Here is a 26,680-nt window from a genome sequence, read left to right on the forward strand (position 1 = left end):
ATCTTCGAAAGGGTGAACTGCGTGCAGACACAAGAAAAAGAGAAAAAAGTATATGAAGTGTTTCAATCGATTTCGAGTAATTATGATCAAATGAATTCCATCATCAGCTTCCGTCTTCATAAATTGTGGAGAAAAGAAACGATGCGGCGGATGAATGTGTTTCCGGGAGCAAAGTGTCTCGACTTATGTTGCGGAACTGCCGACTGGACGATTCAACTTGCGAAAGCAGCCGGTCCGACCGGTGTGATCAAAGGGCTCGATTTTTCTGAAAACATGTTGAAAGTCGGCGTGGAAAAAGTTGAAGCGCTTGAAATGAAAAATGTCGAACTGATTCATGGAAACGCGATGGACCTTCCGTTTGGCGACCATTCGTTTGATTACGTGACAATCGGCTTCGGACTGCGGAACGTCCCGGATTATTTGCAAGTCATTAAAGAAATGCACCGCGTCCTAAAACCGGGCGGGACGGTCGTCTGTCTCGAGACGAGCCAACCGACAGCACCGTTATTTAAAGAAGCCTACGCACTGTATTTCGGGAAAATCATGCCGCAAGTCGGTCGTTTGTTTGCAAAATCCTATGATCAATACAATTGGTTGCAAGAATCGACCGAAGTCTTTTTAGATCGTGTCGAGCTGAAGCAGCTGTTTGAACAGGCCGGTTTTATGCAAGTTGAAGTAAAAGCATTTGCAGGTGGGGCGGCTGCAATGCACCTCGGAAAGAAGTGGTGAGATGTCACTGCATTCAATTTATCGGGATGTAACAAAAGAAGTGAATTTAGTGGATCAATTTTTGATCAGTCACATCGCATCGAACGATCCGACAATCGATGCTGCCGGACAACAATTGCTGCAAGCAGGCGGCAAACGGATCCGGCCTGCGTTTGTTCTGTTGGCATCAAAATTCGGGCGGGCGGACCGCGATGAACTCGTTCGTGTTGCAGCCAGTCTCGAACTGGTCCATATGGCTTCGCTCGTGCATGATGATGTGATTGATGATGCCGAACTGCGACGCGGAAAACCAACCGTCATGCAACATTTTGATGAAGAAGTTGCTCTCTATTCCGGTAACTTTTTATTCGGGGAAGCGGTTAAGTTGATTGGTGAAGTCGGGAAACCGGAACTTGTCCAAGTGATGGTCCATGCGATGCGTGAAATCTGCGAAGGCGAAATCGAGCAGATTTACGATCAGTACGACTGGGAACAATCCATCAAACGGTATATCAAGCGGATTGAACGGAAAACGGCGATCTTGATTGAAGCCAGCTGCCACCTTGGGGCAATTGTCGCGAACTGTTCACCGGAAGATACAAAAGCGTTACGACAATTTGGGCGTGACATCGGTCTAGCTTTCCAAATTGCAGATGATTTGCTTGATTTTACGGCCAAACGGACGGAACTCGGAAAACCTGTCGCGGAAGATTTACGGCATGGTCATAAAACCTTGCCTGTGTTTTATGCTTCGGAAGATCAAGACTTTTTTCGGGAGTTACAAAAGATCCGTTCGATGCCGAGTCATGAAGAAGTCGCTCCTTTACTGGACCGGCTGCAACAATCAGATGCGTTGGAGCGCACGCAACAAACCGTTGATTTATATATCCGGCGGGCGATTCTTCGCTTGAATCAGCTGCCAAAATCGTCAGCCAAACGTTCTTTGGAAGAAGTCGCTCGATATGTCGGGAAACGTAAAGGTTAAAAAAATGTAAAAAATTTCTTGCCGCTTGTCCATTTACGCAGTAAACTTACTATGTAAGCGCTTTTTTATCTGTATTTCATAGGGGGAACTAGCAATGGAGCAAACGTTTTTAATGGTAAAACCGGATGGTGTTGAACGAGGTTTGATTGGGGAAATCATCTCTCGTATCGAACGTAAGGGATTTGTCATTCGTGAAATGAAAATGATGCAGGTATCTGAAGAATTGGCTCAAGCTCATTACGCGGAACACGCAGAAAAACCATTTTTCGGAGAGTTGGTCACTTTCTTGACATCTGGTCCAGTCGTCGCCCTTCGTGTTGAAGGCGAAGATGTCGTCACGGTTTCACGGATGATGATCGGGAAAACGAAACCGACGGAAGCACTGCCAGGAACGATTCGGGGCGATTTCGCGAACACGATGAGCGAGAATGTCATCCATGGTTCAGACAGTGTGGAAAGTGCCGAGCGTGAACTCGGTCTTTGGTTTCAAGGACAACCATTAAACGTTTAATGTCGGCAAGACGATTGAGCAGCTGCTCAATCGTCTTTTTTTGTTTTTTGGAAAGGAAATGGCTTTATGCTAAGATAGAAAATAAGATAGGGAGTGTATTAAAAACAATCCCGACAGAGAGAGGATTTGTGAGGTGGACTATGCAGGACTATGAGCTTTTCATCCAACGTTTCTTGAAAAAATCAGGAATTGATTTAGGACAATATAAAGAAGCCCAGATGAAGCGGCGATTGACAGCGCTACGCGATAAAAAAGGATATAGTACGTTTGCTTCCTATATGCAGGCGATGGAAAAAAGTGCGACATTGTATGACGAATTTCTGGATCGCATGACCATTAACGTCAGCGAGTTTTTCCGGAATCCGATTCGATGGCAACAACTCGAACAAGATATCTTACCTGTATTGCAAGCCCGTGCTCACGGACGAATCCGAACCTGGAGTGCTGCCTGTTCGACAGGGGAAGAGCCGTATTCGTTAGCGATGATCTTAAACGAAAAGATGGATCCGGCACAATTTACGATTCAGGCAACGGACTTGGATGACCTGGTTCTCGAAAAAGCGAAACAGGGCCGTTACGGGGCATCCGCTTTAAATGAAGTGGAGGACGCACGAAAAAAACGGTACTTCATCGAACAAGAACAGCAGTTTGAAGTCGTTCCGGAAATCAGACGTCTCGTTCGGTTCAGTAAACATAATTTGCTCGGTGACCGATATGATACCGGGTTTGATTTGATCATCTGCCGGAACGTCTTGATTTATTTTACAGAGGAAGCCAAGGCGCATGTCTACCGGTCGTTCGTCGACGCCTTAAAACCGGGCGGTATTTTGTTTGTCGGTGGAACAGAACAGATCTTCCAACCGGAACGGTTTGGTCTGAAGATGAAGCAAAGCTTTTTTTACGAAAAAATCCAAGGATAAGAGGGGATGAGGCAATATGCGTTACATGACAGCAGGTGAATCACACGGTAAAGGATTATCGGTCATCATCGAAGGAATCCCTTCTGGTCTTATCATTGATTTTGACGAAGTACAACGTGAGATGACACGTCGCCAAGGTGGTTATGGTCGAGGGCGGAGAATGCAGATCGAACAGGACGCGGTAGATGTCCGTGGGGGAATCCGCCATGGCTATACGACGGGCGCACCGATCAGCCTGTTCATTGAGAATAAAGATCATACCCACTGGACACAAGTCATGCAGGCAGAACCGTTACAAGAAGAGTTGGAGCGTCCGCGGACGCTAACCCGTCCAAGACCGGGACATGCCGATCTGGTTGGTGGATTGAAATATGGGCACCGGGATTTACGGGATGTCCTCGAACGTTCATCTGCCCGGGAAACGGCGGCACGTGTCGCTGTCGGTGCGATTGCCAAACAACTGTTGCGCCAACTGGAGATCGATTTATTCTCGCATGTCCGCTCGATTGGTGGCGTCGATGCGGATGTCATCAATCCACTAACATATCGTGACGCGATTGAGACATCACCTGTCCGCTGTGCCGACGAAGAAGCAGCGGAGCGAATGATGGCAGCGATTGATCAAGCCAAAAAAGACGGAGATACGTTAGGCGGGGAAGTTGAAGTGGTCGTGACGGGTGTCATGCCGGGAATCGGCTCCTTTACGCAAAACGAGACGAAACTCGACAGTCGTATCGCCCGGGCTGTCATCAGTGTCAATGCGATGAAAGCAGTCGGATTCGGAGACGGATTTGAGCTGGCACGACGAAAAGGCAGTACCGTCCAAGACGAGATTCTGCATGATGAGACCGGTTACTTCCGTAAAACGAATCATCTGGGCGGGATTGAAGGAGGTATGTCGACCGGGATGCCGATTCGGGTTCAGGTAGCGATGAAACCGATACCGACGCTGTACCGTCCCCTGCAATCAGTCGACATTGAAACAAAAGAACCATTTGTTGCCCAGATTGAACGAAGTGACGCATGTGCCGTTCCGGCTGCTGCGGTCGTACTGGAAGCCGTCGTAGCCGTTGAGATTGCGGCAGCTGTCCTTGAGATGTTCGGTACATCGACGCTTGATCGTCTTAAGCAGGCTGTTACAGACTACCGGGAGGAGGTGCGTCTCTTTTGACGCATCTGATCATCGAAGCAAGCCGTCCTTATCCGGTCTATGTCGAAGCGGAGGCTATCCGTCATATTCGTGAAATCAAACAAGCGCAAGAAGCAGATCGGTTTTGGATTATTACGGATCAGACCGTAGCGGATTTGCACATGGTGTCGATTCGAAGTCAGCTCGAAAGCTGTTTTCCGTTGACATCTCAATGTGTCAGTACCGTCGATCCGGGAGAAGGCAGCAAATCATTATCCGTCTATCAACGGTTATTAGAAGAGGGAATTGAGCTGGGTGCAACCCGTAAGACGATGATCCTTGCCGTCGGAGGCGGCATGATTGGTGACTTGGCCGGATTCGTCGCAGCGACTTTCCTGCGCGGAGTTCCCTTCATTCAAATCCCGACGACCCTGCTTGCTCACGATTCGAGTGTCGGGGGAAAGGTTGGATTAAACTTACGTTGGGGTAAGAACTTAGTAGGTGCTTTTTATCAGCCTTCTGCTGTTTTGTACGATCCCGCCTTTTTACAAACATTGCCTGACCGCGAATGGAGAAGCGGTTTTTTTGAATTAGTGAAGCACGGATTATTGGCGCGTCCGACATTTGCTGAAGATTTGCTCGGACTTGAATTGGCAGATATCAAACAGTTAGCGCTGGCAGACTGGATTTCAGCCGGGATTAAAGTGAAACAACATATCGTCGAGCAGGATGAACGTGAGGCGGGCATCCGCGCCTTTTTAAATTATGGACATACGTTTGGCCATGCGGTCGAATATGCGAGTGCGGATCTTTCCCACGGAGAAGCGGTCGGAATTGGACTGGTCTTTGTATCGTTACTCGAAGGAAATGAGCGTCAAGCCTGTCAACTGGTGGAACTGATTGGTCGAATCGGTGTCGTGTTACCGGAACGTCAACCGTTTGAAAGATACTTGGAGTTGATGAAACGGGATAAAAAAAATGATGCGTCGATTCGATTTGTTTTACAAGGTCAAGACGGATTTGGCTTAGAAGCAATCAACCGGAAACGTCTAGAAGAAGCATACGATCAAACAGTGAGGTGTTTACAGTGGGTTTAAAAGGGACAGTACGCGTACCAGGCGATAAATCAATGACCCATCGTGCATTTTTGATGGGTGGAATCGCAGAAGGGACAACCGTGATTTCAAACGCCTTGCTAGGAGCAGACTGTTTGGCATCACTCGCAGCAGTCGAGGCACTTGGGGCAAAAATTGACCGGACGGAACAAGACATTCAGATTACCGGTACCGCTACTCTGAAGGCGGCAACGATTGACTGCGGCAATTCAGGAACGACAATTCGTTTGTTGAGTGGGATTTTGGCCGGCGGACAGGAAACATACATTTTAACAGGAGATGCATCGCTACAGCGACGGCCGATGGACCGGGTGACTGTCCCGCTTGCGACACTTGGCGCGGACATTGAGGGCACAAACGCCCCGCTGACAATCCATGGTCAACCGCTTGTGGGCACGACCTACACACTGCCGGTAGCGAGCGCTCAAGTCAAAAGCGCGGTGTTATTGGCCGGATTGTTTGCAACAGGAGAGACGACAGTCGTCGAACCGATTTTATCGCGGGATCATACGGAGCGGATGTTACCGAAATTCGGAGCAAATCTGACGATTCAAGAACAGGAACAAGGACGACAGATTCGTCTGCAAGGACCGGTCCGACTAAAGGCAACGACGATCGATATTCCGGGTGACCCTTCCTCGGCGGCTTTTTGGTGGGCAGCGGCGGCTTTAGGGGACGATAGCCAAGTCACGACGGAACATGTCTTGATGAATCCGACTCGGACTGGATTTTTGCAAGTGTTACGCCAGATGGGTGCCAGTGTCGAAATCACAAATCGCCGTGAAACGGCGGGAGAAGAGACTGCGGATGTAACCCTGACGACGACTCACTTGCAGGCAGTAGCCATCGAAGGGGAGCAAATCCCTTCGTTAATCGATGAAATCCCGTTGCTTGCTTTGCTTGCGACGCAAGCAGAAGGACGGACAGTCATCCGGGATGCAGCAGAACTGCGTGTCAAAGAGACGGATCGAATCGAGACGGTCGTATCGACCCTTCAAAAAATCGGGGCAACGATTGAAGCAACGGAAGATGGCATGATTATTGACGGACCGACACCACTCACAGGAGCGACGGTCGACAGTGCGGGGGACCATCGTCTGGCCATGATGTTGACGATTGCCTCGACATTACAGCCGGAAATTCAAGTCCTTGGGAATGAAGTAGTTGAAGTCAGCTACCCGACGTTTTATGATGATTTAAAGACACTGCAACAAACGAATCCCTGACAAAGATCGCGAACAGTGAAATAGAGGAAAGTGAGGCGTTTGCCTTGAACGAAAACGTATTAAAAGAGATCGTCGAAAGTCTCGAACATGGTCACACGTCAGAAGCATTAACGGCGCTCGAACAGCTTGAAAAAACCGGGACGGATGAAGACCGTTTAGCGGTCGCCGATTTGTATATCGAACTGGGCTTATCCGATCGGGCAGTCGATTTACTGGCACCTTTGTATGTCGATTATTCGGGAAATGCCGGTGTAGCTTTATTACTGGCAGAATGTTACATCGATCTGGACCGGGAAGAAGAGGCCATCACTGTGCTTGAGCAGGTCGATGTGACGGATATTGAGAATGGCCCCCGGACACTGGTTTTGCTGGCTGACCTGTATCAGTCCCAAGGGCTCGATGAAGTGGCGTTAGCTAAATTAAAACAAGCGCGTGACCTGGCCCCGAACGAACCGCTGCTGGCATATGGACTGGCGGAACTCTATATGACACTCGGTGCCTTTGATCAAGCCGTTCCTTTGTTTGCGGAAATCGCGGCTGATCCGCTTTTACGCGAAGAGTTACCGCTTGATGCCCTCTATGCGGAATCACTGGCGATGATCGGTGAGTTCGAAGAAGCGATTCCACTGTATGAACGTGCGGTTGCCGAGCGCTCGGATCTGCATACATTATTCGGTCTCGCCATGACGGCACACCGGGTCGGACAACACCAAAAAGCGGTCGAGACATTCCAGCAACTGATTGCGCAGGATCCCGACTATACGTCGGCCTATGTTCCGTACGCGGAAAGTCAGTCGGAACTCGGCTTGACGAAAGAAGCACTCAATGTCATCAAGCAAGGAATCGAGCGTGATGATTACAACGATGAGTTACGGACGATGGAAGCCTTGTTCCTCTTGAAGCTCGGTGACCGGGAAGGCAGTGTCAAAGCGTTACGTGAAGCGTTGGCCCTCAACCCGGAATCGCTCGTCGCAGCGGAACGTCTGTTGGCTTTACTCGCAGAGGACGAAGATCATGATGCGACGCTTGAGACGATTTCCGCCATCGAAGAACATGTGACGGCACCAATCCTGACGTGGTATCGTGCCCGGTCGCTATACGCGCTCGAAGAATATACGCAGGCGATGGAGAAATATGCGCAAGTGGAAGCTGCTTTTGCAGATGATGCATTATTCTTAAAAGAGTACGGATATGCTCTCGTAGAAGAAGGGCGCCGCGATGAAGGACTGGTCTTATTACGCCGGGCAGCCAATCTGACACCGGAAGATGCCGATCTAGTCGACTATGTCGAACGAATGGATGGATGACTTCACTGGAGAAGGGAGTAGGATTAAGATGACAGAGAGAAAGCAGCGTTTCTTGCGCCGCATCTTGACCTATTATACGTTGAAACGTCGGGAATCAAAGTGGATCATCGATTATTGGCTTCGAAACGATTCGAAGCTTGAACAGGTTCATTTTGTTCAAAATGCCATGTTTGCGCCCAAGGCAATAATCATTACGACCTATGGATTTGATGCAGACCCTTTTCTCTTTAAAAAAGGAGAGGTCAAGACGACCGATCCGGAAAAAGCCTATCATGATATTCGTTTGACCGATGAACCGATCTATATCGAGTTGAATTTTCAAGGAATGATGATGGATGACGAGTACCTCTCGCTGTTAGAGGAAAATCCTTTTCGACCGGAAGTGGCCGTTGAACCGAAGTTGGCAGATGCGGCAATGAATTTCATTGCGGCGACCGTCAACCGTCAAGAAGAAGAACGTTTGGTCCGATTGATTGACGAGGCGCTCGATGCCCGGGATAAAAATCGTTTCCAATCGCTTTCGGACGAATTACGGATCATTCGCAGTCAACTTTGATCGGAGAATCGAGTCGTTTGCCTCCCTTCGACTGAACCGAAGGGAGGCTTTTTTTCGAAATCGAAACTAAGGGAAAAATATGAAGAAAAATTGTAGCTAATTTCATAAAACGTTCACATTAAAGAAGCAGTTCCAAAAGCGGATATGATACATTAAATGTGACGAAATGTAAGTGAACAGGAAAGGGGGGAATGACTTGCGTTTCAAACCATCCGATGTTCAAAGGACGAGAAACGAACAAGCGTATATCGATACGTTGATTGTCCCATTGATTCCCGTCGGATTCGACGAAGCGATGCATGCTTTCTCGGAATGTGCAGATATGACGATGACTGTCGCGACGGAAGTCGAACGGCAACTGTCGGGACGGGCGATGCTTGTTCCGCCAATGACGTATATTGGTGAACCGTCCATCGACCAGCTCACCAGTTGGGAGCAGGCCGCATCTTCAGAGCAGTTTCGATTTGTAACGTTCATTACTGCCGATTTACGGTGGAAAGAGACATCGGTCACGGACATCATTTATGTCCCGCGTTTATCACTTGAGACGATGAGTCGCGATCAACAAGGTCAGATGGTCGGGAATTTTGTCGGGCAAGTCTTAGAGCAGTTAGGAAACCGCTGGACCGCGCTATGAAGCGGTTGACGCAATGATTTTATTAAGATACTATTACCATGTGAGAAATTTGTGTGAAGTACTGTGGTCTTGGGGCACAGCGTACATCACGAGGGGGGATCGAGATGGCTCAAAACGGGTCTAACGTAACACGTCGTCAATTCTTGACGTATACATTGACTGGAGTCGGCGGCTTTATGGCGGCGACGATGGTCATGCCGATGGTCAACTTCGCAGTTGACCCAGTCCTGAAGAAATCAGGAGCAGGCGATAAAGTAAAAGTAATGAAGTTGTCGGACATCACGACAGAACCAAAACGGGTTGACTTCAAAAAACAAACACAGGATGCGTGGTATGAGTTTGAAGAAACGTTATCTGCGTGGGTGTTTAAAAACGATAAAGGCGAAGTATTGGCTTTATCACCGATCTGTAAACACTTAGGATGCCAGGTCAGTTTTGGAGCGGATCCGACGCACCCAGAACAATTCTATTGCCCATGTCACTTCGGCCGGTATACGAAAGATGGCGTTAACGTACCAGGTACGCCTCCGACGAAACCGCTTGATGAATATGAAAAGCAAGAGAAAGATGGTTTCCTTTACCTAGGTAAACCAGTCGAAAGAGGTGCGTAAGCGATGATGCAAAAAATTTATGATTGGATTGATGAGCGCGTTGATATTACGCCACTTTGGCGAGATATCGCCGATCATGAAGTTCCAGAACACGTTAACCCGGCCCATAACTTCTCAGCATTCGTTTATTGTTTTGGCGGGTTGACATTCTTCACGATTGTCATCCAGATTCTTTCAGGAATGTTCTTGACAATGTATTACGTACCAGACATCATCAATGCGCATGCTTCCGTGTATTATCTTCAAAACGAAGTAGCACACGGTCAAATCGTCCGTGGTATGCACCACTGGGGTGCATCGGTCGTCATCGTAATGTTGTTCTTACATACATTACGTGTCTTCTTCACAGGTTCATACAAAAAACCACGTGAATTGAACTGGGTTGTCGGCGTACTGTTATTCTTCGTTGTCTTAGCACTTGGTCTGACAGGATATCTGTTGCCATGGGATATGAAAGCATTGTTCGCAACGAAAGTTACGATTCAAATTGCGGAAAGTATTCCTGTCATCGGTGGTATCGCGAAAACACTCCTGGCGGGTGGGGAAATCGTCGGTGCAAGCACAATCGCTCGATTCTTTGCGATTCACGTCTTCTTCCTTCCTGCAGCATTGTTCGTCTTGCTCGGGGCCCACTTCATGATGATCCGGAAACAAGGGATCTCTGGACCACTTTAAACCGACACTTATCATTAGACAACTAAAAGGGGGAGAACACGATGCATCGTGGTAAAGGAATGAAATTCGTCACCGATTCACGGGTGTCGATCAACAACCGGATGCCGAATAAGTCAAAAGACTATTCGGAGTATCCAGGTCGGACGGAAGCGTTCTGGCCAAACTTCTTGCTTCGCGAATGGATGGTAGGAGCGGTCTTCCTGATCGGCTTCATGACATTGACTATCGTTGAAGCAGCACCGCTTCAAAATATCGCTGACCCGACGAATACGTCGTACATTCCACTTCCGGACTGGTACTTCTTATTCCTCTATCAGCTCTTGAAATATCAATTTGCGGCTGGTCCGTACATTTTAATGGGTACCGTCATCCTTCCGGGTCTTGCGTTTACGGCACTGCTTGTTGCGCCATGGCTCGATCAGGGACTCGAACGTCGCCCGGCAAAACGCCCGATCGCGGTCAGCATGATGTTACTTGCAATCGTATCGATTGTCTTCTTGACATGGGAATCAGTTCAGACAACACACTGGGATACTATCCATAAACAAGGTGAGTTGACAATGAACGAAGGTCCAAAAATCGATACAGCAGCAAAAGGTTTCGAGATTTACTCGAACCAATCATGCGTCAACTGTCACGGGAAGAACCTCGAAGGCGGCGCAGCAGCTCCAGCCCTCGTCGGGACGAAGAAGACAGAAAAAGAGATTTATGATATCGCAGTTAAAGGTATCGGTTCGATGCCTGCTGGACAGTTCAAAGGTTCAGACGCCGATCATAAAGAACTTGCTAAATTCATCGCATCATACGGTGAAGGCGGAGAAAACAATAAATAAGACAACCGGCCGGGGGAATTTTCCTCCGGTTTTTGTCTATCATGAGGTGACGATATATGCCGTTCATTCATATTTTAAAACATAAAGCTGTACTTTGGCTGCTCGCTTTGATCAATCTGGGCGGAACATTATACGGCTATTACTGGTATCAGCCGCAACTCGCGCAGTCGAAATGGTACTATTATCCGTTCATTCCGGATAGCCCGACAGCCTCATTCTTTTTTACGATTATCGTCTTTTTATGGATTTTCAATCGACGATCGCGTTTATTTGAAGCCCTTGCTTTCGTCACCTTGATTAAATACGGGGTTTGGGCAGTTGTCATGAATGCGTTGATGTTACAGGAACTCGGGACGGATGATTCCTTTTTGACCGCGATGGCTTTGATGCTGATGGTCTCACACGGAGCGATGGCATTTCAGGCACTTCTGTATGCGCCAGTCATGACGTTTCGGGTCAAGGAACTGGTCCTCGTCTCGATTTGGGTCATTCATAACGATGTCGTGGATTATGTGCTCGGACAGTGGCCGCGGTATCCGGCACTTGCCGAACATATCCAGTGGATCGGATACGGTTCATTCTGGTTGACCGGATTATGTCTTTTGATGGGATATTGGTTTGTCGCACGCGATTCAATTGACAATAAGTTCGCTTGAACATAAAATAAGACTATAATCTTTTTTTATGAAAGGAAGCGACGATATGGCGAACTATTTAATCTATCTGGCGATCATCATCATCGTGCCGATTTGGGCGCAGATGCGTGTCAGAAAGACGTACAAAAAATATCAGGAAGTTCCGATTCACAGTGGAGTGACAGGAGCGCAGGTCGCAGACTTCATCATGAAGCAAAACGGGATTACGGATGTTCGTCTTGAGCCGATTGGCGGAACGATGTCCGATCATTACGACCCTACGAATAAAGTCGTCCGCCTGTCGGAAGATGTCTATTACGGTTCGACGGTATCAGCGGTTTCAATCGCGGCACACGAAATCGGCCACGTCATCCAAGATGCGACGGATTACGGAATGATGCGGGTCCGTCACCGGATTGCCCCGGTGGCTTCGATTACGTCTAACTTGTCATTCCCGTTACTATTGATCGGTTTCTTGGCGGGCATGAGTGGACTGGCGATGCTTGGAGTCATCTTGATGCTAGGTGCAGTCATCTTCCAACTCGTGACGTTGCCGGTTGAGTTTGATGCTTCCAAACGGGCGATGGTCCAGTTAACGGAACACGGGATCATCGACGCGGAAGAAGAACGCGGTTCGCGCCGGGTCCTGAATGCAGCAGCTTGGACATATGTCGCTGCGACGCTCGTTGCGGTTGCCGAGTTTATTCGCTTAGCATTGATTGTCTTTGCACCGTCAAGTGATGATTAAAAACAGGTAAATAAAAAGACGAGGAATCCAATCGGATTTCTCGTCTTTTTTTGTAAGGTATCCAATCACGTTTCTTTGATCGGAATTCGGTTTTCATCGAAGGTGAATCCTTCTCCTGTCACTTCATAAACGTCATGCAAGGTGATGAAGGCATGTTGATCGACTGATTTGACAAGTGTCTTCAATCGTGTGATTTCATTTCGGGCGACGACGACATACAGTACTTCCAAGTCGCGTCCTGAGTACCCGCCCTTGGCGATCAGGCGAGTCGTCCCGCGGTTCATCGTCGCATGAATACCATCCGCGATTTCCGTTCGTTGATCACTGATGATCATTGCGGCTTTTCCGGCATACGTCCCTTCTTGCATCCAGTCGATGACGCGAGCACCGACATAGACGGCAAGTAACGTGTACATCGCCTGTTTGTAATCGAGATAGCTCAGTGATGCGATAATGACAAAAAAGTCGAAGACCATGAAGGTCCGGCCGATCGACCAACCAAAATACCGTTTGGTCAAGCGGGCGATGATATCGACACCACCGGTCGTCCCGCCGTTATTGAAGATGATGCCGAGACCGACACCGATAAAGACACCGGCAAATAAAGCCGCGAGGACCATATCATCTTTCAAGAAAATTTCAAGCGGTGAGTATTTGGCAATCAATCCATACCAAATCGAAAAACTGAACGTCCCGATCAACGTATAGACGAATGTCGTCCGTCCGAGCAACTTATAACTGACGAAGAATAACGGAATGTTGAGCAATAAATTCGTGACGGATGGGGAAAACCCGAATAATCCCTTTAAAATCAAGGTGATGCCGGTAAATCCTCCCTCGGCCAACTCGTTCTGCACGTTAAAATGATAGATACCAAAAGCGAAAATAAAGGATCCGATCAAAATCCAGATGATATTTTGAATGCGAATCGGAAACTGGAATGGGGGTGCCATCTGATTGCTCCTCTCTGACATGACTCTTTCTCTAGGGTAACGGCAGACGTCAAAAAAGACTAGCTTTTCTGATGAAAATCACTTGAAAAGTGGCAGATGTAGTTTTTAGTCGGCAATTTGATTACAATGAGCAGGGGACAGGACATTACTTAATGAAGAGAGAGTGAACTAGATATGAAAAAAGCGATTGGGATTCTCTGTTATCCATCAGTCGGCGGCAGTGGTGTCGTAGCGACGGAACTCGGTATGAAATTGGCAGACCGTGGACATGATGTCCACTTCATCACATCGAGCATTCCGTTTCGACTGACCGAGTACCGGCCGAACATCACCGTTCATTTGGTCGAGGTCAATCAATATTCGGTTTTTAAATATCCACCGTACGATATCACGCTGGCGTCGAAAGTAGCGGAAGTCATTGACTTGTTTGATCTTGACGTCATTCATGCCCATTACGCTGTGCCGCATGCCGTTTGTGCGGAGCTCGGGCGGAACATGGCGAAGAAAAAGGGAGTGGCTGTCGTAACGACTTTACACGGGACGGATATTACCGTCATCGGACAAGATTTAGAGATGCAGCCGGCGATCCGGTACGGCATCGAAAGTTCGGATGCCGTGACGGCAGTTTCCGAAAGTCTGGCACTTGAAACAAACATGACATTAAACGGACAGTATTCGATTGACGTGATTCCGAACTCGATTGATGAAAGCATGTATTATCCGATGCGCGATGAACGATTGAAACGCCATTATGGCATTGAGCCGGATGAGGTCGTTGTCATCCATATTTCAAACTTCCGACCGGTCAAACGAATCGACGATACGATTGCTGCGTTTGCGATTGCGTCAAAAGATCGTGCCATGCGCTTGTTATTAGTCGGAGACGGCCCGGAAATGGGGCAGACGAGACGACGGGCAAAGGAACTGGGGATTTACGACAAAATTATTTTTGCCGGCAAACAGGAACATGTCGCCCAGTTGTTGGCGATCAGTGATATTCATTTACTGTTGTCGGAAAAAGAAGCGTTCGGACTTGTCGTCCTCGAGGCAATGGCCGTCGGTGTGCCGAGTGTCGTCTCGAGTGCCGGTGGATTACCGGAAGTGATACAAGACGGGAAAACGGGATTCATCGTGCCGACGTATGATGTCAAGGCCGCAGCGGACCGGATTGGACAGTTGGCGGATGATGCGACACTGCGGGAAGAATTGGCGGAGGAAGGGATTCGCGATACCCGGAGACGGTTTGATTCCAATCAGGTCGTTCGTGCCTACGAACTGCTGTATGAACGGGTGTGTGCACGCTATGAAAATGCTTGACTACGCCAATCAGATCATTCGAACGATTGAAGAGGCGGGCGGCGAAGCGTATATCGTCGGTGGAGCGGTCCGGGATATGTTACTCAAACGGGAACCCGGAGACTACGACCTGGCCACTTCTCTTCTTCCGGAAGCAGTCATGCCTCTCTTTCCGGTCGTGATTCCGACCGGACTCGATCATGGCACGGTCACGGTTGTCCTCGATCATGTCCCGTTTGAAGTGACGACATTTCGTTCGGAAAGCACGTACAGTGACCGCCGGCGTCCGGATGAAGTGACGCTCGGTGTCAGCTTGGAAGAAGACCTGACGCGTCGTGACTTTACGATCAATGCGATGGCGTTGAAGCCGACCGGGCTCGTGGATCTGTTTGGCGGTCAAGACGACTTGGCAGCAAAAGTCGTCCGGACGGTCGGTCGAGCGGAAGAACGTTTTAATGAAGATGCCCTGCGGATGGTCCGGGCATTTCGATTTATGAGTCAGTTGGACTTTATGCTCGACCAGGAGACGGAACTGGCGATCAAAAACCAAAAACAGCACCTTCAATCGGTTGCTGTTGAGCGGATTGCGATCGAGTTCGAAAAACTGTTGTTAGGTCCCGGACGTGAAGCGGCCTTGGCGGCGATGCTCCGAACCGGAATCCAGCAGTACATGCCCCATCTGAACGAAACAATCATCAAGCAGTTGATGACGCTCCCGTTTAAAGGTGTATCGTCAGATGACGTCTGGACACTCGTCTTAGTCGCAGGACTCCGTCCGGAAGCGTTACGGGCCTGGAAACGTTCGAAAAAACAGGAAGGGCGTGCGAAGACACTGGCTCCGCTTGTTCAGGAAGCGACGTTATCCGATTGGCAGCGTTACCGGCTGTCGGACGAAGAGTTGGAACATTTGAACGAGATGACAGGACGCCGACATGAAGCGCGGACGTCCTTGCCGATCCGGCGGCTGCAAGACTTAACGGTCAACGGGCGTGACATGATCGAGCTCGGTTTGCAAAAAAGCCAGATTAAAGAAGCGCTTCATCACCTGGAGCGACAAGTCGTACACCGCCAACTGGACAATCAACGCGAGATTCTGTTAAAGGAAGTGATGAGTTGGAAAAAACAACACGGGACCGAGTCCTCCACGCACTGATGCAGACCGACTGGATATCGGGACAAGAGTTGGCAGATCATTTAAATATTTCACGTACCGCTATTTGGAAACAAATTGTAGCATTAAAAGAAGCCGGATACATCATCGAAGCGAATAAAAAAACAGGCTATCATTTAGCCGATCAAGGTGACCGGTTGACCCCACTTGCGATTCAACAACATTTGCGGACACAGACGCTTGGACAACGGATCATCCATCTCGAACAGACAGAAACGACGCAACGCATTGCCCATGAACAAGCTCAGCAAGCCGCAAACGAAGGTACACTGATCGTCTGTGACTTTCAAACCGGCGGTCGGGGGCAACTCGGACGCACGTGGTATGAGACGCGGGGAGCAGGCATTGCGATGAGTTTGATTTTGCGACCGGAAGCACCGCTTCACCAAGCCGGTCAATTGACATTACTTGCCGGTATCGCTTTAGCTGAGACGTTACGAACGCTCGATGTTCCGGCAACGATTAAATGGCCAAACGATTTGCTGATCGGCGGACGAAAAGTAGCCGGTATCTTGACAGAAATGCAAACGGAAGCGGATCGTATTAATTCCGTCATCATCGGAATCGGTATCAACGTTCATCACGAACAGTTTTTGGAAGAGTTGGCAGATCGGGCGACGTCGTTAAAATTAACGACAGGAAAATCAATTGCCCGCGCTGAAATCGTCGCGTTGTTTTTAAATACGTTCGAGCCGATGTACCGGAAGTGGTTGACGGACGGATTCGCCTCATTTGTTCCGGCATGGGAGAAACATGCCGATCGATTGAACGATTTAGTGACATTACGCACACGACAAGAAACCGTGACCGGAATCTTACGCGGAATTCGGACGGATGGGACTTTGCAGCTCGAAACGGAGACGGGGCTGAAAACTTTTCATTCCGCCGAATTGATTTACTGGACGGAAATGTAAGCTCGGACGTTTGCAGTCTGCTTTTTGAATCATGTATAATGAATGCGAGGATGATAGCCATTTGGAGTCATACCGGTTAGAGGCTTTTATTCATAACGTTTATTTGACTGCCTTGATCCTACTCGGACAGGGACAGAAGGATGATATTGCACTTATCCACGCCTTCTTTCCTATGGATTATTTTAGGAAGGAAGGCGTTTCCTTTTGTCCTCTCTAAACTACGAAGGAGAGAACACACATGCATACGATGACACCTTTATTAAAAAAACAACAGGCGGGCGAAAAACTCGTCATGCTGACGGCATACGATTATCCGTCAGCCAAACTGGCAGAAGCCGGACAGGTCGATTTGCTACTTGTCGGTGATTCACTCGGAAACGTCATTCTTGGCTATGATTCGACGATTGCCGTGACCGTAGACGATATGGTCCATCATGCGAAAGCCGTTCGACGCGGGGCGCCGGCGACATTCATGGTCGTCGACATGCCGTTTGCCAGTTACCATGGTTCGTTTGACCGGACGCTTGAAGCAGCAGCCCGTATTTTCCAAGAAAGCGGAGCAGACGCCCTGAAACTTGAAGGAGCCGGAGACATCTTGACGACGATCCGCCGTCTGACCGATGCCGGGATGCCGTGTGTCGCACATTTAGGACTGACACCACAATCGGTCGGGGTGCTCGAAGGATTTAAAGTCCAAGGGAAATCGCTTGAAGCAGCGGAACAGTTGATTGCCGACAGTTTGGCAGCAGAACAAGCGGGAGCGAAGATGCTCGTCCTCGAATGTGTGCCGCATCCCCTCGCAAAACGTGTTCAGGAACTCCTGAAGATTCCTGTCATCGGGATTGGTGCAGGGGCGGATGTTGCCGGACAAGTATTGGTTTATCATGATCTTTTGACGTACGGTGTCGGCCGGCTTCCGAAATTCGTCAAAGCGTACACGGATTGGAACACATCAGGTACGGAAGCGATTGCGCAGTATGTCCAAGAAGTCAAAAACGGGACATTCCCTGAACTCGCCCATTCCTTTATGATGGATGAAGAATTGATCGGGGCGTTATATGGAGGATCAAAAGAATGAAAATCATGCAGAGTGTCGAACAACTGAGGGAAGCGTTGGCAGGACAAACATCGATCGGATTCGTTCCGACGATGGGATTCTTGCATGAAGGACATGCCTCTTTACTGAACCAGGCACGTCAGGAAAACGATATCGTTGTCTTGAGTATCTTTGTCAATCCGACCCAATTCGGTCCAAACGAAGATCTAGACCGTTATCCGCGCGATGAACAGCGCGATCAACAACTGGCGCAAGCAGCAGGCGTCGATTACCTCTTTTATCCGACGAATGATGTCATGTATCCGCTCGATATGGCGCGGGTTACCGTTCGTTCGGGGGATGACGTCTTATGCGGTGCATCACGTCCGGGACATTTTGACGGAGTCTTGACGGTCGTCAGTAAATTGTTTAATATTGTCCAACCGACGCGTGCCTATTTCGGATTAAAGGATGCACAACAATTGGCATTGATTGAAGGATACGTCGCAGATTACTTCGTCCCGGTTGAAATCAAGCGGTGTCCGATTATTCGTGAAGCGGATGGACTGGCGAAATCGTCGCGTAACGTCTATTTGTCGGAAGCAGAACGCAAGCAAGCGCCCGGAATCCAGCAGGCGTTGCAACAAGCCAAACAAGCGCTCGACGCCGGAAAACCACTTGAAACGGTTCTTGCACAAACCCGTACGTCCCTTCAATTTGAAGGAACGACGATTGATTATGTGGAAGCCGTCGCCTATCCGACGCTCGGACCGGTTGAAGCGGAAACAGAAACGATTTTACTTGCGGTTGCCGTTCAATTTGCATCGGCACGGTTGATTGATAACTTACTATATACGAGAGGAGCATGATCATGTTACGCACATTCATGCATGCAAAATTACACAAAGCCCGTGTCACGGAAGCAAATCTCCATTACGTCGGCTCGATTACGATCGACGAGGATTTGCTCGATGCGGTCGGGATTCTCGAAAATGAGAAAGTCCAAGTGACGAATAATCAAAACGGCGCACGGATTGAGACGTATGCGATCAAGGGTGCCCGTGGTTCTGGCGTGATTTGTTTGAACGGAGCAGCTGCCCGTCATTTCCAAATCGGAGATGAAGTCATCATCATGGCCTATGCGCAGTTGACGAACGAAGAAATTTCATCACATGTTCCGAAAGTCGCGGTCCTTGATCAGGATAATTCAATCAAGCAGATGTTATCGCAGGAAATCGCACATACGATCTTATGATTTTTGAGGGACCCGAGATACATTCGGGTCTCTTTTTTGTTAAGATGGAACTTGAGATGCCATATATAGAAGATATGGATGGTTAAAGGTGGAGATGAGTCGTGAAAAAGAAGTTTGTTGTAGTGGATTTAGAGACGACCGGACATTCGATTAAATCCGGCGATGAGATGATTGAAATCGGAGTGGCAGTAATTGAAGATGGTCAGATTACAGATCGTCTGTCGGCATTTGTCCGTCCACAAAAACCGATTCCGCCGTTTATTTCTCAGTTAACCGGTATTAAAGATGAGGACGTGGCGCAGGCGGAGTCCTTCGCGACCATTGCACCGCGTGTGCTTCAATTACTCGATGGCGGTGTGTTCGTCGCCCATAATGTGCAGTTTGATTTGACCTTTTTGAATGAAGCACTAGAGGAAGAAGGATATTTGCCGTACTCCGGTCCGGTCATTGATACAGTGGAGCTGGCAAGAATCTTATTGCCGACTGCCGAAAGTCATTCCTTGTCCCATTTGACGGAAGCGTTACAACTGACGCATCATGAAGCACACCGGGCTGGGAGTGATGCCGAGGCAACAGCGGAATTGTTACTCCATCTACTTACGCGTCTACAGGATTTACCGCTCGATACATTACGACATTTACGTCGGTTAGCGGGAAAGCTGTTTAGCGCCATTGAAGAAGAAATCGACCAAGCGATTCAAACGGTGGGATTGGAGCCCGATGACCGTTTTGATTATTTCCGTAAGCTGGCTTTAAAGAAACGTACCGAACCGGAAGAATGGATGGAACGGACAGAACTGGAACCGTTCAGTCCGTTCGTCGACCGCTTGAATGAAACGGTATTCCCGCAACTGTTTCCTGGATATGAACCGCGTATGGGACAACTTGAAATGATGCGTCACGTCTATCAGTCGCTTGATCAAGAAACGCCATTACTGGTCGAGGCAGGAACAGGAACCGGGAAATCGCTTGGTTATCTTGTACCGGCGGCGCATTATGCGATTGAACATGAAACGCCGATCATCGTCAGTACGCACACGATTCAACTGCAGGAACAATTATTTGCAAGGGATTTGCCGCTTTTACGCCAATTGTTTGAAGCACCGGTCGACATCACCCTGTTAAAAGGCCGCAGCAATTACATGGACTTGCGCAAGTTCGAGTTTTTCCTCAGTGAAACGGAAGAACCGTATAACTTCACGCTCGCTAAAGCGATTTTGTTGGTCTGGTTGACGCAGACCGAGACAGGAGACCTGGAGGAAGTCAGTTTACCCGGCGGGGCAGCGCAAGGTAATATCGCCATCAAACAACTGATTCAGTCGGACAGCCAGTCGCAACTCGGACGATTTGACCCCTGGTACAGCCGCGATTTCTTCCATCATGCAGTCCGCCGGGCAAAACAGGCGACGATTATCGTCACGAACCACGCCTTGTTGTTCAGTGATATTCAATATGAAGCCGGCGTCTTGCCAAAGGGATGCCCCTTGATTTTAGATGAAGCGCATCAAATCGAAGAAGTGGCCAGTCATCATTTTGGATTGGTTTTTGACGGCCATTCCTTTGACCGGATTTTCAGACAACTTGGATTCTCTTCCGATAAAAAATTATTGACGCGTCTGATTAGTTTATCGGATCAATATGACTTGACGGAGTTGGTCGAAGCGCACAGTGAAACGATCGATGAGACGTTGACGGCACTGCTTGAAGAAGCAGACGGACTGTTGACGATCATTCAAGCCTACGGTCTTGAACTCGCATCACGAAAAGAACGGCGTGAAGGACGGGTTACAGTTCGTTTCAAACGACTGGATCATTCGATGCGTGCCGTACAGGAGAGCGCGAAACGGGTCGAACTGGTCTTGAGACGGTTACGGCAAGCCATTCGGGCGATTCATAAACTGTTCCATGATCAACGGGAACATATGAGTTACCGTGAGCGCTCGGTCGTAGCCGATCTGAAGGCTGTCATCGGCCAACTGGAAGAAGTCGAACAGGCGATTTTCGAGACGATGCTCGCACCTCACGACGAGACGGTTTCCTGGATTGAAACGACAGCTAAAAATCGAAAGTTAACACGGATTTATACGCAACCGATTGATATTTCAGACCGTCTGCACCGGGAAGTGTTTTCGAAGCGGACCTGTATCTTAACGTCTGCGACCTTGACGGTTTCGAATAAATTCCAGTTCATCGAAAAACGGCTTGGACTATCGGAACTTGAGACACGGCGTTTCATCGTCCCATCGCCGTTTGGCTATGCCGAGAAAGTCCGGCTGATGGTCCCGACCGATTTACCGTTATTGCAGGATGTGCCGCAAGCGACATATTCTGAAGTCATTGCGGATGCGATCATCCGGATTGCCGAAGTGACGGAAGGCCGGATGTTGGTACTCTTTACGTCAAACGAGATGTTACGTCAAACACATGATGCGACGAAAATGGCCTTGCCGGAACGGTTTACGCTGCTGTCCCAAGGTATCACCCAAGGGTCACGACAACGGTTGATGAAACAATTCAAACAGCTCGATGCCTGCATCCTGTTCGGTACAGCCAGTTTTTGGGAAGGCGTTGACGTTCCGGGTGATGATCTCAGCTGTCTTGTCATTGTGCGCCTGCCGTTTGCACCACCCGATCAACCAATCGTTCAAGCACGTTCCGAGCAGATTGAACAGCAAGGCAAATCATCGTTCTTCGAATACAGTTTGCCGCAAGCGATCATTCGCTTCAAACAAGGATTTGGCCGCTTGATCCGGACGACAAATGACCGGGGGGTCGTCTTCATTTTTGACCGCCGGATCGAGACGACACGGTACGGAAAACGATTCGTTTCCAGTCTGCCCAATGTCCCGCTTTTAGCGCAACCGCTCGACGAATTAACGGCTGAGTTGGAATTGTTCTTAAATGAGACGGATTGAGTCTGTTAAAATAAGCATTATCGCATTATAATAGATGTAGAAAAATGAGGGAGGATATAAGATGGATTCGAAAATCGAGACGCTAGCAACCGTCAAGGTCAACCGCCATGACGATACGTACAAGATTGTAGACTTATTGAATCGCACGTTAAAAACAGAAGATTTGATGTTTGGTCTGGCACTGGACGAAAAAGATAAGGAGCAGATGGTCTTCACCATCTACCGCACATGAAGTGGAAGATCGTCATTGGTCTGATCGGCTTCATCCTTTTGATTACGCTCATCGGGACAGGTGTGTATCAATTCACCATTGCTGAGGCAAAAGAACGTGAACAAACCGTTGCCGTACAGGCGGAAGCACGTTTGAAAAAAGAAGTGGCACCGCAACAGATTCAATTTAATTATGTATTTAATGGAAAAACCCAGTATAGTGTCTTTACGATTAAACAGGATGGTCAAGCATTACGGGCATTCGTTCCAAAAAAAGGTGAAATCGAGACGAGACGTGTCAAGGATGGGATGAAGATTGCCGATGTCATTCGACAAGCGGGCAATCCGGAGAACATCGTTTCAGCGAAATACGGTTTTGAAGACCGGGCGCTGATTGAGATTGTCACTAAAACGACGACCGGATACGATTATTCGTATTATACCTATCAAGAGGGATCCTTCATCAAACGATTACGGATCAACTAAAAAAGGAGTGGGCAGGATGTTATCGAAACGGGTACAACAACTGACACCGTCAACGACACTGGCGATTACTGCAAAAGCGAAAGCCTTGCGTGAAGAAGGACAAGACATCATCGGACTCGGTGCAGGCGAACCGGATTTCAACACTCCAGAATTTATCATCCAAGCGGCATTTGCAGCAGCTGAAGCGGGCGATACGAAATACACGCCGTCCGGCGGAACAGTGGCTCTAAAAGATGCCATCATTGAAAAAACACGCCGTGATTTATGGGTCACGTACGACCGTTCGGAAGTCATGGTCGCTTCAGGTGCAAAACATGCCTTATCGACATTGTTCCAGGCGATTTTAGATCCGGGCGACGAAGTCATCGTCCCGGCTCCGTATTGGGTCAGCTATCCGGAGCAAATCAAACTGAGTGACGGCGTTCCTGTCATCCTCGAGACGACGGAAGCATCACGCTTCAAAGTAACGCGTGATCTGCTCGAACAGCACATCACGCCCAAAACAAAAGCACTTGTTTTAAACTCGCCTTCCAATCCGACAGGGATGGTCTACACGAAGGAAGAACTTGAAATGGTCGCAGATGTGGCGATTGCCCACAATTTACTTGTCATCAGTGATGAAATCTATGAAAAGCTGTTATATAACGGTGTGACGCATTTATCGATTGCGACGTTACCACATATGCGCGAACGGACCATCATCATCAACGGCGTGTCGAAATCGCATGCCATGACAGGCTGGCGGATTGGTTATGCCATCGGACCAAAAGACATCATCAGTGCGATGACGAACCTTGCCAGTCATTCGACCTCAAACCCGACATCGATCGCGCAAGCGGCATCGGTCGCAGCCTATGCGGAAGGTGACGCACCCGTTGAGGCGATGCGTGTTGTGTTTGAAGAACGCTTGGAACAAATTTACGACCGGTTGATTCAAATTCCAGGCTTAACCTGCCTGAAGCCGGAAGGTGCTTTTTACCTGTTCCCGCATGCCTTACAGGCAGCCGAAATGTGTGGCTTCTCAAACGTCGATGACTGGTGCACAGCGGTCTTGTCGGAAGCGAAGGTCGCCCTGATTCCGGGATCCGGCTTCGGCGCACCAGAATATGTCCGGTTATCGTATGCGACAGACCCGAAACGGGTACTGGAAGCATTAGACCGGATCGAAGGATTTATCACGGCACATACGGCCGTTTAATAGAGAGAGGATGTTGACTTTTGAAAGCAATGATTCGGGATGTAGAAAAACACGTAGGCGAGGAAATCACGATTGGCTGCTGGCTCGCCAATAAACGTTCGAGCGGAAAAATTGCGTTTCTTCAATTACGTGATGGTTCAGGCTTCATGCAAGGAGTCGTCGTCAAAGAAACAGTCGGAGAAGAATTGTTCAAAACGGCGAAAGGCTTGACGCAGGAAACATCGATGTGGGTGACTGGCGTCATCAAGTCGGATGGTGGACGGACAGCCATCGGTCACGAAATGGAAATCACAGCGATCGAAGTGATTCATGAAGCGGTCGATTATCCGATTACACCAAAAGCGCACGGAACGGATTTCCTGATGGATAACCGTCACCTCTGGTTACGATCGAAACGTCAACATGCCGTCATGGTTGTCCGGAACGAACTGATTCGGGCGACATATGAATTCTTTAACGAAGAAGGATTCATTAAAGTTGATCCTCCGATTTTAACCGGCAGTGCACCGGAAGGAACAACTGAACTGTTCCATACAAAATATTTTGACGAAGATGCCTACTTGTCGCAATCCGGTCAGCTTTATATGGAAGCAGCCGCGATGGCACTCGGTAAAGTCTTCTCATTCGGTCCGACATTCCGCGCCGAAAAATCAAAGACACGCCGCCACTTGATCGAGTTTTGGATGATGGAGCCGGAGATGGCGTTTTATGATCATGACATGAACCTCGAAGTTCAGGAAAACTACGTGTCGCATCTTGTTCAATCGGCTTTGAAAAACTGTCGTCCGGAACTTGAGTTGCTCGAACGTGACTTGACGGTTCTTGAAAACATTCAAGCCCCGTTCCCGCGTGTAAAATACACGGAAGCGATTGACATGTTAAAAGAACAAGGTTTTGACGATATCGAATTCGGCGACGATTTCGGTGCGCCTCATGAAACGGCAATCGCCAACACGTTTGCGCGTCCCGTCTTCATTACACACTGGCCGAAAGCCATCAAACCATTCTACATGAAGGAAGATCCGGAAAACCCGGGCTTCGTGTTATGTGACGATTTGATTGCGCCGGAAGGTTATGGAGAAATCGTTGGTGGTTCGCAACGGGAAGAAGACTATGAGAAGTTGCTTGCCGGTATGAAGGAACATGACCTGGATGAAACCGGTGCTTACAAATGGTACTTGGAAACACGTAAATATGGATCAGTACCGCACAGTGGTTTTGGTCTTGGACTTGAACGGACTGTCGCCTGGATCACAGGAGTCGAACACGTCCGCGAGACGATTCCATTCCCACGTCTGCTGAACCGATTGTATCCGTAATAGTGATCGAAATCGACCCATCCCTCGGACGGGTCGATTTCTTGCTTACAATAAAGAATCGAGGAAGTATCATGGATCATAATTTAATTCAGCTGTTTGAAGAAGGAACGGTTGTCCTTCCCAAACGATTGTTTACAGAAGCCAAACGTCTTGGCATCAGTTTTGTTGAGTTTACGCTGATTGGACAATTGTTTGCCTGTCGCGCCGAAGGGATGGAGATGCCGTCGCCAGAGGAGCTCAGTAACCGGCTCGGACTTTCGGAAACGGAAACGATTGAGACGACACTCGGATTGCTTCAAAAAGGATTACTCGCCATGGAGAACGTTGCCGGCTCGGAACGTTATTCCCTGGTGCCGCTCTATGAAAAGTTAATGGCACCACCGGAACAGGAAGCGCCAAACTTCGATACGATCAATCCGTCTGTCTTCCAGCATTTTGAGCGCGAACTTGGGATGATGTCGCCGTTTCAGATGGAACAAATCATTCAATGGTTGACGATTGAAAACATTGCAGAAGAACTTGTTCTCGCAGCTTTACGGGAAGCCGTCTACCATAATGTCCGGAAGATGACGTACATCAATCAAATTCTCCGGACGTGGGAACGAGAAGGCATCAAGACGCTCGAAGATCTTGCGACGAGAGGGAGCTGATAAGGATGTTACGCAAAGCAGAGATTGATCGAATTGAATCGACACTCGAAGAGATGTTTCCGGAAGCTTTCTGTGAACTGGTTCATCAAAATCCGTTCGAACTCGTCGTTGCCGTGGCACTCAGTGCGCAAGCAACCGACGTATTGGTCAATAAGGTGACCCCTGGGTTATTTGCCGCTTATCCGACACCGGATCAGTTGGCCGCAGCACCGGTCGAAGAGATTGAGGAAAAAATCAAACGGCTTGGTTTGTATCGCAACAAAGCAAAAAACATCAAAGCGTTGGCGGAGCAACTGCTGGTTCTTCATGGTGGGGAAGTCCCGACGGATCGCGCAGGGCTTGAAGCCTTACCGGGCGTCGGACGAAAAACGGCGAACGTTGTGTTGTCCGTTGCGTTTGACGTGCCGGCCTTCGCAGTTGATACCCACGTCGAACGGGTATCGAAGCGTCTTGGCATCTGCCGCTGGAAAGACAATGTGACGCAAGTCGAACAGACCTTGATGAAACGCTTTAAGCGGGAACGATGGTCGAAGCTGCATCACCAGTTCATCTTTTTTGGGCGATATCACTGTAAGGCTCAACGACCAAACTGTCTGGAATGCCCGTTGCTCGATATGTGTCGGGAAGGGAAAAAACGGACAAAAGGATTATTGCCGCCTGTTGAGGGAGAATGACAAAACA

General features: G+C 48.8%; 29 protein-coding genes. 28 read left to right on the forward strand and 1 reads right to left on the reverse strand.

From position 1 onward, the window contains the following. Nucleotides 1–21 precede the first annotated feature (21 nt). The 15 genes from DVG79_RS04045 to DVG79_RS04115 all read left to right on the forward strand — a co-directional run bounded on the left by DVG79_RS04045 (nt 22) and on the right by DVG79_RS04115 (nt 12,596). Nucleotides 22–729 carry a demethylmenaquinone methyltransferase gene (locus DVG79_RS04045; RefSeq protein WP_114595558.1) on the forward strand — a complete coding sequence of 236 codons (708 nt, stop codon included), beginning with the start codon at nt 22–24 and terminating at the stop codon, nt 727–729. A 1-nt stretch (nt 730) separates the two neighbouring features. After that, nucleotides 731–1,693: a polyprenyl synthetase family protein gene (locus DVG79_RS04050; RefSeq protein WP_114595559.1), complete on the forward strand. Its 963-nt coding sequence runs from the start codon at nt 731–733 to the stop codon at nt 1,691–1,693. Between the two features lie 94 nt (nt 1,694–1,787). Next, entirely contained in the window at nt 1,788–2,204 is a 417-nt protein-coding gene (ndk, locus tag DVG79_RS04055; protein WP_114595560.1) for a nucleoside-diphosphate kinase, read from the forward strand. Nucleotides 2,205–2,344: 140 nt separating this feature from the next. Continuing rightward, nucleotides 2,345–3,124 carry a CheR family methyltransferase gene (locus DVG79_RS04060; RefSeq protein WP_114595561.1) on the forward strand — a complete coding sequence of 260 codons (780 nt, stop codon included), beginning with the start codon at nt 2,345–2,347 and terminating at the stop codon, nt 3,122–3,124. Between the two features lie 16 nt (nt 3,125–3,140). Then, nucleotides 3,141–4,295 (forward strand): chorismate synthase, encoded by a 1,155-nt coding sequence (aroC, locus tag DVG79_RS04065; protein WP_114595562.1) that lies wholly within the window; start codon nt 3,141–3,143, stop codon nt 4,293–4,295. Beyond that, complete coding sequence (gene aroB / locus DVG79_RS04070) at nt 4,292–5,350, forward strand: 3-dehydroquinate synthase (protein WP_114595563.1); 1,059 nt, start codon at nt 4,292–4,294, stop codon at nt 5,348–5,350. Before aroC ends, aroB begins: the two co-directional genes overlap by 4 nt. Further along, a complete protein-coding gene (gene aroA / locus DVG79_RS04075; protein ID WP_114595564.1) occupies nt 5,341–6,594 on the forward strand; it encodes a 3-phosphoshikimate 1-carboxyvinyltransferase in 1,254 nt (417 codons plus the stop codon). The genes aroB and aroA overlap by 10 nt, the downstream gene beginning before the upstream one ends. A 44-nt stretch (nt 6,595–6,638) precedes the next feature. Next, complete coding sequence (locus tag DVG79_RS04080; protein ID WP_114595565.1) at nt 6,639–7,901, forward strand: tetratricopeptide repeat protein; 1,263 nt, start codon at nt 6,639–6,641, stop codon at nt 7,899–7,901. A gap of 28 nt (nt 7,902–7,929) precedes the next feature. Next, the gene (locus DVG79_RS04085) at nt 7,930–8,457 is read left to right on the forward strand and encodes a ReoY family proteolytic degradation factor (protein ID WP_114595566.1); all 528 of its coding nucleotides are present in this window, start codon (nt 7,930–7,932) and stop codon (nt 8,455–8,457) included. A 196-nt stretch (nt 8,458–8,653) separates the two neighbouring features. After that, entirely contained in the window at nt 8,654–9,094 is a 441-nt protein-coding gene (locus DVG79_RS04090) for a DUF2487 family protein (RefSeq protein ID WP_114595567.1), read from the forward strand. 104 nt (nt 9,095–9,198) lie between these two features. Further along, nucleotides 9,199–9,705 carry a ubiquinol-cytochrome c reductase iron-sulfur subunit gene (locus tag DVG79_RS04095; RefSeq protein ID WP_026828085.1) on the forward strand — a complete coding sequence of 169 codons (507 nt, stop codon included), beginning with the start codon at nt 9,199–9,201 and terminating at the stop codon, nt 9,703–9,705. 3 nt (nt 9,706–9,708) lie between these two features. Beyond that, on the forward strand, nt 9,709–10,380 hold the full coding sequence (qcrB, locus tag DVG79_RS04100; RefSeq protein ID WP_012370658.1) for a menaquinol-cytochrome c reductase cytochrome b subunit: 672 nt from the start codon (nt 9,709–9,711) through the stop codon (nt 10,378–10,380). Nucleotides 10,381–10,421: 41 nt separating this feature from the next. Beyond that, nucleotides 10,422–11,213, forward strand: a complete 792-nt coding sequence (locus DVG79_RS04105) for a menaquinol-cytochrome c reductase cytochrome b/c subunit (RefSeq protein ID WP_114595568.1) — start codon at nt 10,422–10,424, stop codon at nt 11,211–11,213. Between the two features lie 56 nt (nt 11,214–11,269). Further along, nucleotides 11,270–11,869 (forward strand): DUF1405 domain-containing protein, encoded by a 600-nt coding sequence (locus DVG79_RS04110; protein WP_114595569.1) that lies wholly within the window; start codon nt 11,270–11,272, stop codon nt 11,867–11,869. Between the two features lie 46 nt (nt 11,870–11,915). Further along, nucleotides 11,916–12,596, forward strand: coding sequence for a zinc metallopeptidase (locus DVG79_RS04115; protein ID WP_114595570.1), 681 nt, complete (start codon nt 11,916–11,918; stop codon nt 12,594–12,596). A gap of 65 nt (nt 12,597–12,661) precedes the next feature. On the opposite strand, the gene DVG79_RS04120 is transcribed toward DVG79_RS04115, so the two are convergent. Next, complete coding sequence (locus DVG79_RS04120) at nt 12,662–13,549, reverse strand: YitT family protein (protein WP_114595571.1); 888 nt, start codon at nt 13,547–13,549, stop codon at nt 12,662–12,664. A 174-nt stretch (nt 13,550–13,723) separates the two neighbouring features. On the opposite strand from DVG79_RS04120, the gene bshA reads away from it, so the two are divergent. From bshA to nth, 13 genes are all read left to right on the forward strand, one after another. Next, complete coding sequence (gene bshA / locus DVG79_RS04125; protein ID WP_114595572.1) at nt 13,724–14,866, forward strand: N-acetyl-alpha-D-glucosaminyl L-malate synthase BshA; 1,143 nt, start codon at nt 13,724–13,726, stop codon at nt 14,864–14,866. Continuing rightward, on the forward strand, nt 14,853–15,998 hold the full coding sequence (locus DVG79_RS04130; RefSeq protein ID WP_233494519.1) for a CCA tRNA nucleotidyltransferase: 1,146 nt from the start codon (nt 14,853–14,855) through the stop codon (nt 15,996–15,998). Before bshA ends, DVG79_RS04130 begins: the two co-directional genes overlap by 14 nt. After that, the gene (locus DVG79_RS04135; RefSeq protein ID WP_114595573.1) at nt 15,959–16,930 is read left to right on the forward strand and encodes a biotin--[acetyl-CoA-carboxylase] ligase; all 972 of its coding nucleotides are present in this window, start codon (nt 15,959–15,961) and stop codon (nt 16,928–16,930) included. Before DVG79_RS04130 ends, DVG79_RS04135 begins: the two co-directional genes overlap by 40 nt. A 238-nt stretch (nt 16,931–17,168) precedes the next feature. Continuing rightward, on the forward strand, nt 17,169–18,008 hold the full coding sequence (panB, locus tag DVG79_RS04140) for a 3-methyl-2-oxobutanoate hydroxymethyltransferase (protein WP_114595574.1): 840 nt from the start codon (nt 17,169–17,171) through the stop codon (nt 18,006–18,008). Then, on the forward strand, nt 18,005–18,835 hold the full coding sequence (gene panC / locus DVG79_RS04145) for a pantoate--beta-alanine ligase (protein WP_114595575.1): 831 nt from the start codon (nt 18,005–18,007) through the stop codon (nt 18,833–18,835). Before panB ends, panC begins: the two co-directional genes overlap by 4 nt. Before the next feature lie 2 nt (nt 18,836–18,837). Further along, nucleotides 18,838–19,221: an aspartate 1-decarboxylase gene (gene panD, locus DVG79_RS04150; RefSeq protein WP_026828094.1), complete on the forward strand. Its 384-nt coding sequence runs from the start codon at nt 18,838–18,840 to the stop codon at nt 19,219–19,221. Between the two features lie 101 nt (nt 19,222–19,322). Further along, nucleotides 19,323–22,136 carry an ATP-dependent DNA helicase DinG gene (gene dinG / locus DVG79_RS04155; protein WP_114595576.1) on the forward strand — a complete coding sequence of 938 codons (2,814 nt, stop codon included), beginning with the start codon at nt 19,323–19,325 and terminating at the stop codon, nt 22,134–22,136. A 61-nt stretch (nt 22,137–22,197) separates the two neighbouring features. Then, nucleotides 22,198–22,368: a YpmA family protein gene (locus tag DVG79_RS04160; RefSeq protein ID WP_012370646.1), complete on the forward strand. Its 171-nt coding sequence runs from the start codon at nt 22,198–22,200 to the stop codon at nt 22,366–22,368. Next, nucleotides 22,365–22,832, forward strand: coding sequence for a hypothetical protein (locus DVG79_RS04165; RefSeq protein WP_114595577.1), 468 nt, complete (start codon nt 22,365–22,367; stop codon nt 22,830–22,832). The genes DVG79_RS04160 and DVG79_RS04165 overlap by 4 nt, the downstream gene beginning before the upstream one ends. A gap of 16 nt (nt 22,833–22,848) precedes the next feature. Continuing rightward, complete coding sequence (locus DVG79_RS04170; protein WP_114595578.1) at nt 22,849–24,030, forward strand: pyridoxal phosphate-dependent aminotransferase; 1,182 nt, start codon at nt 22,849–22,851, stop codon at nt 24,028–24,030. A gap of 29 nt (nt 24,031–24,059) precedes the next feature. Further along, nucleotides 24,060–25,349, forward strand: a complete 1,290-nt coding sequence (gene asnS, locus DVG79_RS04175) for an asparagine--tRNA ligase (RefSeq protein WP_147269819.1) — start codon at nt 24,060–24,062, stop codon at nt 25,347–25,349. Nucleotides 25,350–25,420: 71 nt separating this feature from the next. Then, nucleotides 25,421–25,999, forward strand: coding sequence for a DnaD domain-containing protein (locus tag DVG79_RS04180; protein ID WP_026828099.1), 579 nt, complete (start codon nt 25,421–25,423; stop codon nt 25,997–25,999). A 5-nt stretch (nt 26,000–26,004) separates the two neighbouring features. Further along, nucleotides 26,005–26,673, forward strand: a complete 669-nt coding sequence (gene nth / locus DVG79_RS04185; RefSeq protein ID WP_114595580.1) for an endonuclease III — start codon at nt 26,005–26,007, stop codon at nt 26,671–26,673. The last annotated feature ends 7 nt before the right edge of the window (nt 26,674–26,680 follow it).

The sequence above is a fragment of the Exiguobacterium sp. RIT594 genome (assembly GCF_003339585.1).
In the GTDB taxonomy this organism is placed as follows: domain Bacteria; phylum Bacillota; class Bacilli; order Exiguobacteriales; family Exiguobacteriaceae; genus Exiguobacterium_A.

Bases quoted from the DNA above. Each gene is read 5' to 3' on its own strand.
- DVG79_RS04115 (WP_114595570.1), top strand. From the start codon at position 11,916: ATGGCGAACTATTTAATCTATCTGGCGATCATCATCATCGTGCCGATT.
- nth (WP_114595580.1), top strand. From the start codon at position 26,005: ATGTTACGCAAAGCAGAGATTGATCGAATTGAATCGACACTCGAAGAG.
- bshA (WP_114595572.1), top strand. From the start codon at position 13,724: ATGAAAAAAGCGATTGGGATTCTCTGTTATCCATCAGTCGGCGGCAGT.
- panC (WP_114595575.1), top strand. From the start codon at position 18,005: ATGAAAATCATGCAGAGTGTCGAACAACTGAGGGAAGCGTTGGCAGGA.
- ndk (WP_114595560.1), top strand. From the start codon at position 1,788: ATGGAGCAAACGTTTTTAATGGTAAAACCGGATGGTGTTGAACGAGGT.
- DVG79_RS04180 (WP_026828099.1), top strand. From the start codon at position 25,421: ATGGATCATAATTTAATTCAGCTGTTTGAAGAAGGAACGGTTGTCCTT.
- DVG79_RS04160 (WP_012370646.1), top strand. From the start codon at position 22,198: ATGGATTCGAAAATCGAGACGCTAGCAACCGTCAAGGTCAACCGCCAT.
- DVG79_RS04105 (WP_114595568.1), top strand. From the start codon at position 10,422: ATGCATCGTGGTAAAGGAATGAAATTCGTCACCGATTCACGGGTGTCG.
- DVG79_RS04095 (WP_026828085.1), top strand. From the start codon at position 9,199: ATGGCTCAAAACGGGTCTAACGTAACACGTCGTCAATTCTTGACGTAT.
- asnS (WP_147269819.1), top strand. From the start codon at position 24,060: ATGATTCGGGATGTAGAAAAACACGTAGGCGAGGAAATCACGATTGGC.
- panD (WP_026828094.1), top strand. From the start codon at position 18,838: ATGTTACGCACATTCATGCATGCAAAATTACACAAAGCCCGTGTCACG.
- DVG79_RS04060 (WP_114595561.1), top strand. From the start codon at position 2,345: ATGCAGGACTATGAGCTTTTCATCCAACGTTTCTTGAAAAAATCAGGA.
- DVG79_RS04165 (WP_114595577.1), top strand. From the start codon at position 22,365: ATGAAGTGGAAGATCGTCATTGGTCTGATCGGCTTCATCCTTTTGATT.
- DVG79_RS04085 (WP_114595566.1), top strand. From the start codon at position 7,930: ATGACAGAGAGAAAGCAGCGTTTCTTGCGCCGCATCTTGACCTATTAT.
- DVG79_RS04130 (WP_233494519.1), top strand. From the start codon at position 14,853: ATGAAAATGCTTGACTACGCCAATCAGATCATTCGAACGATTGAAGAG.
- DVG79_RS04170 (WP_114595578.1), top strand. From the start codon at position 22,849: ATGTTATCGAAACGGGTACAACAACTGACACCGTCAACGACACTGGCG.
- DVG79_RS04110 (WP_114595569.1), top strand. From the start codon at position 11,270: ATGCCGTTCATTCATATTTTAAAACATAAAGCTGTACTTTGGCTGCTC.
- DVG79_RS04120 (WP_114595571.1), bottom strand. From the start codon at position 13,549: ATGGCACCCCCATTCCAGTTTCCGATTCGCATTCAAAATATCATCTGG.
- DVG79_RS04050 (WP_114595559.1), top strand. From the start codon at position 731: ATGTCACTGCATTCAATTTATCGGGATGTAACAAAAGAAGTGAATTTA.
- panB (WP_114595574.1), top strand. From the start codon at position 17,169: ATGCATACGATGACACCTTTATTAAAAAAACAACAGGCGGGCGAAAAA.
- qcrB (WP_012370658.1), top strand. From the start codon at position 9,709: ATGATGCAAAAAATTTATGATTGGATTGATGAGCGCGTTGATATTACG.
- aroC (WP_114595562.1), top strand. From the start codon at position 3,141: ATGCGTTACATGACAGCAGGTGAATCACACGGTAAAGGATTATCGGTC.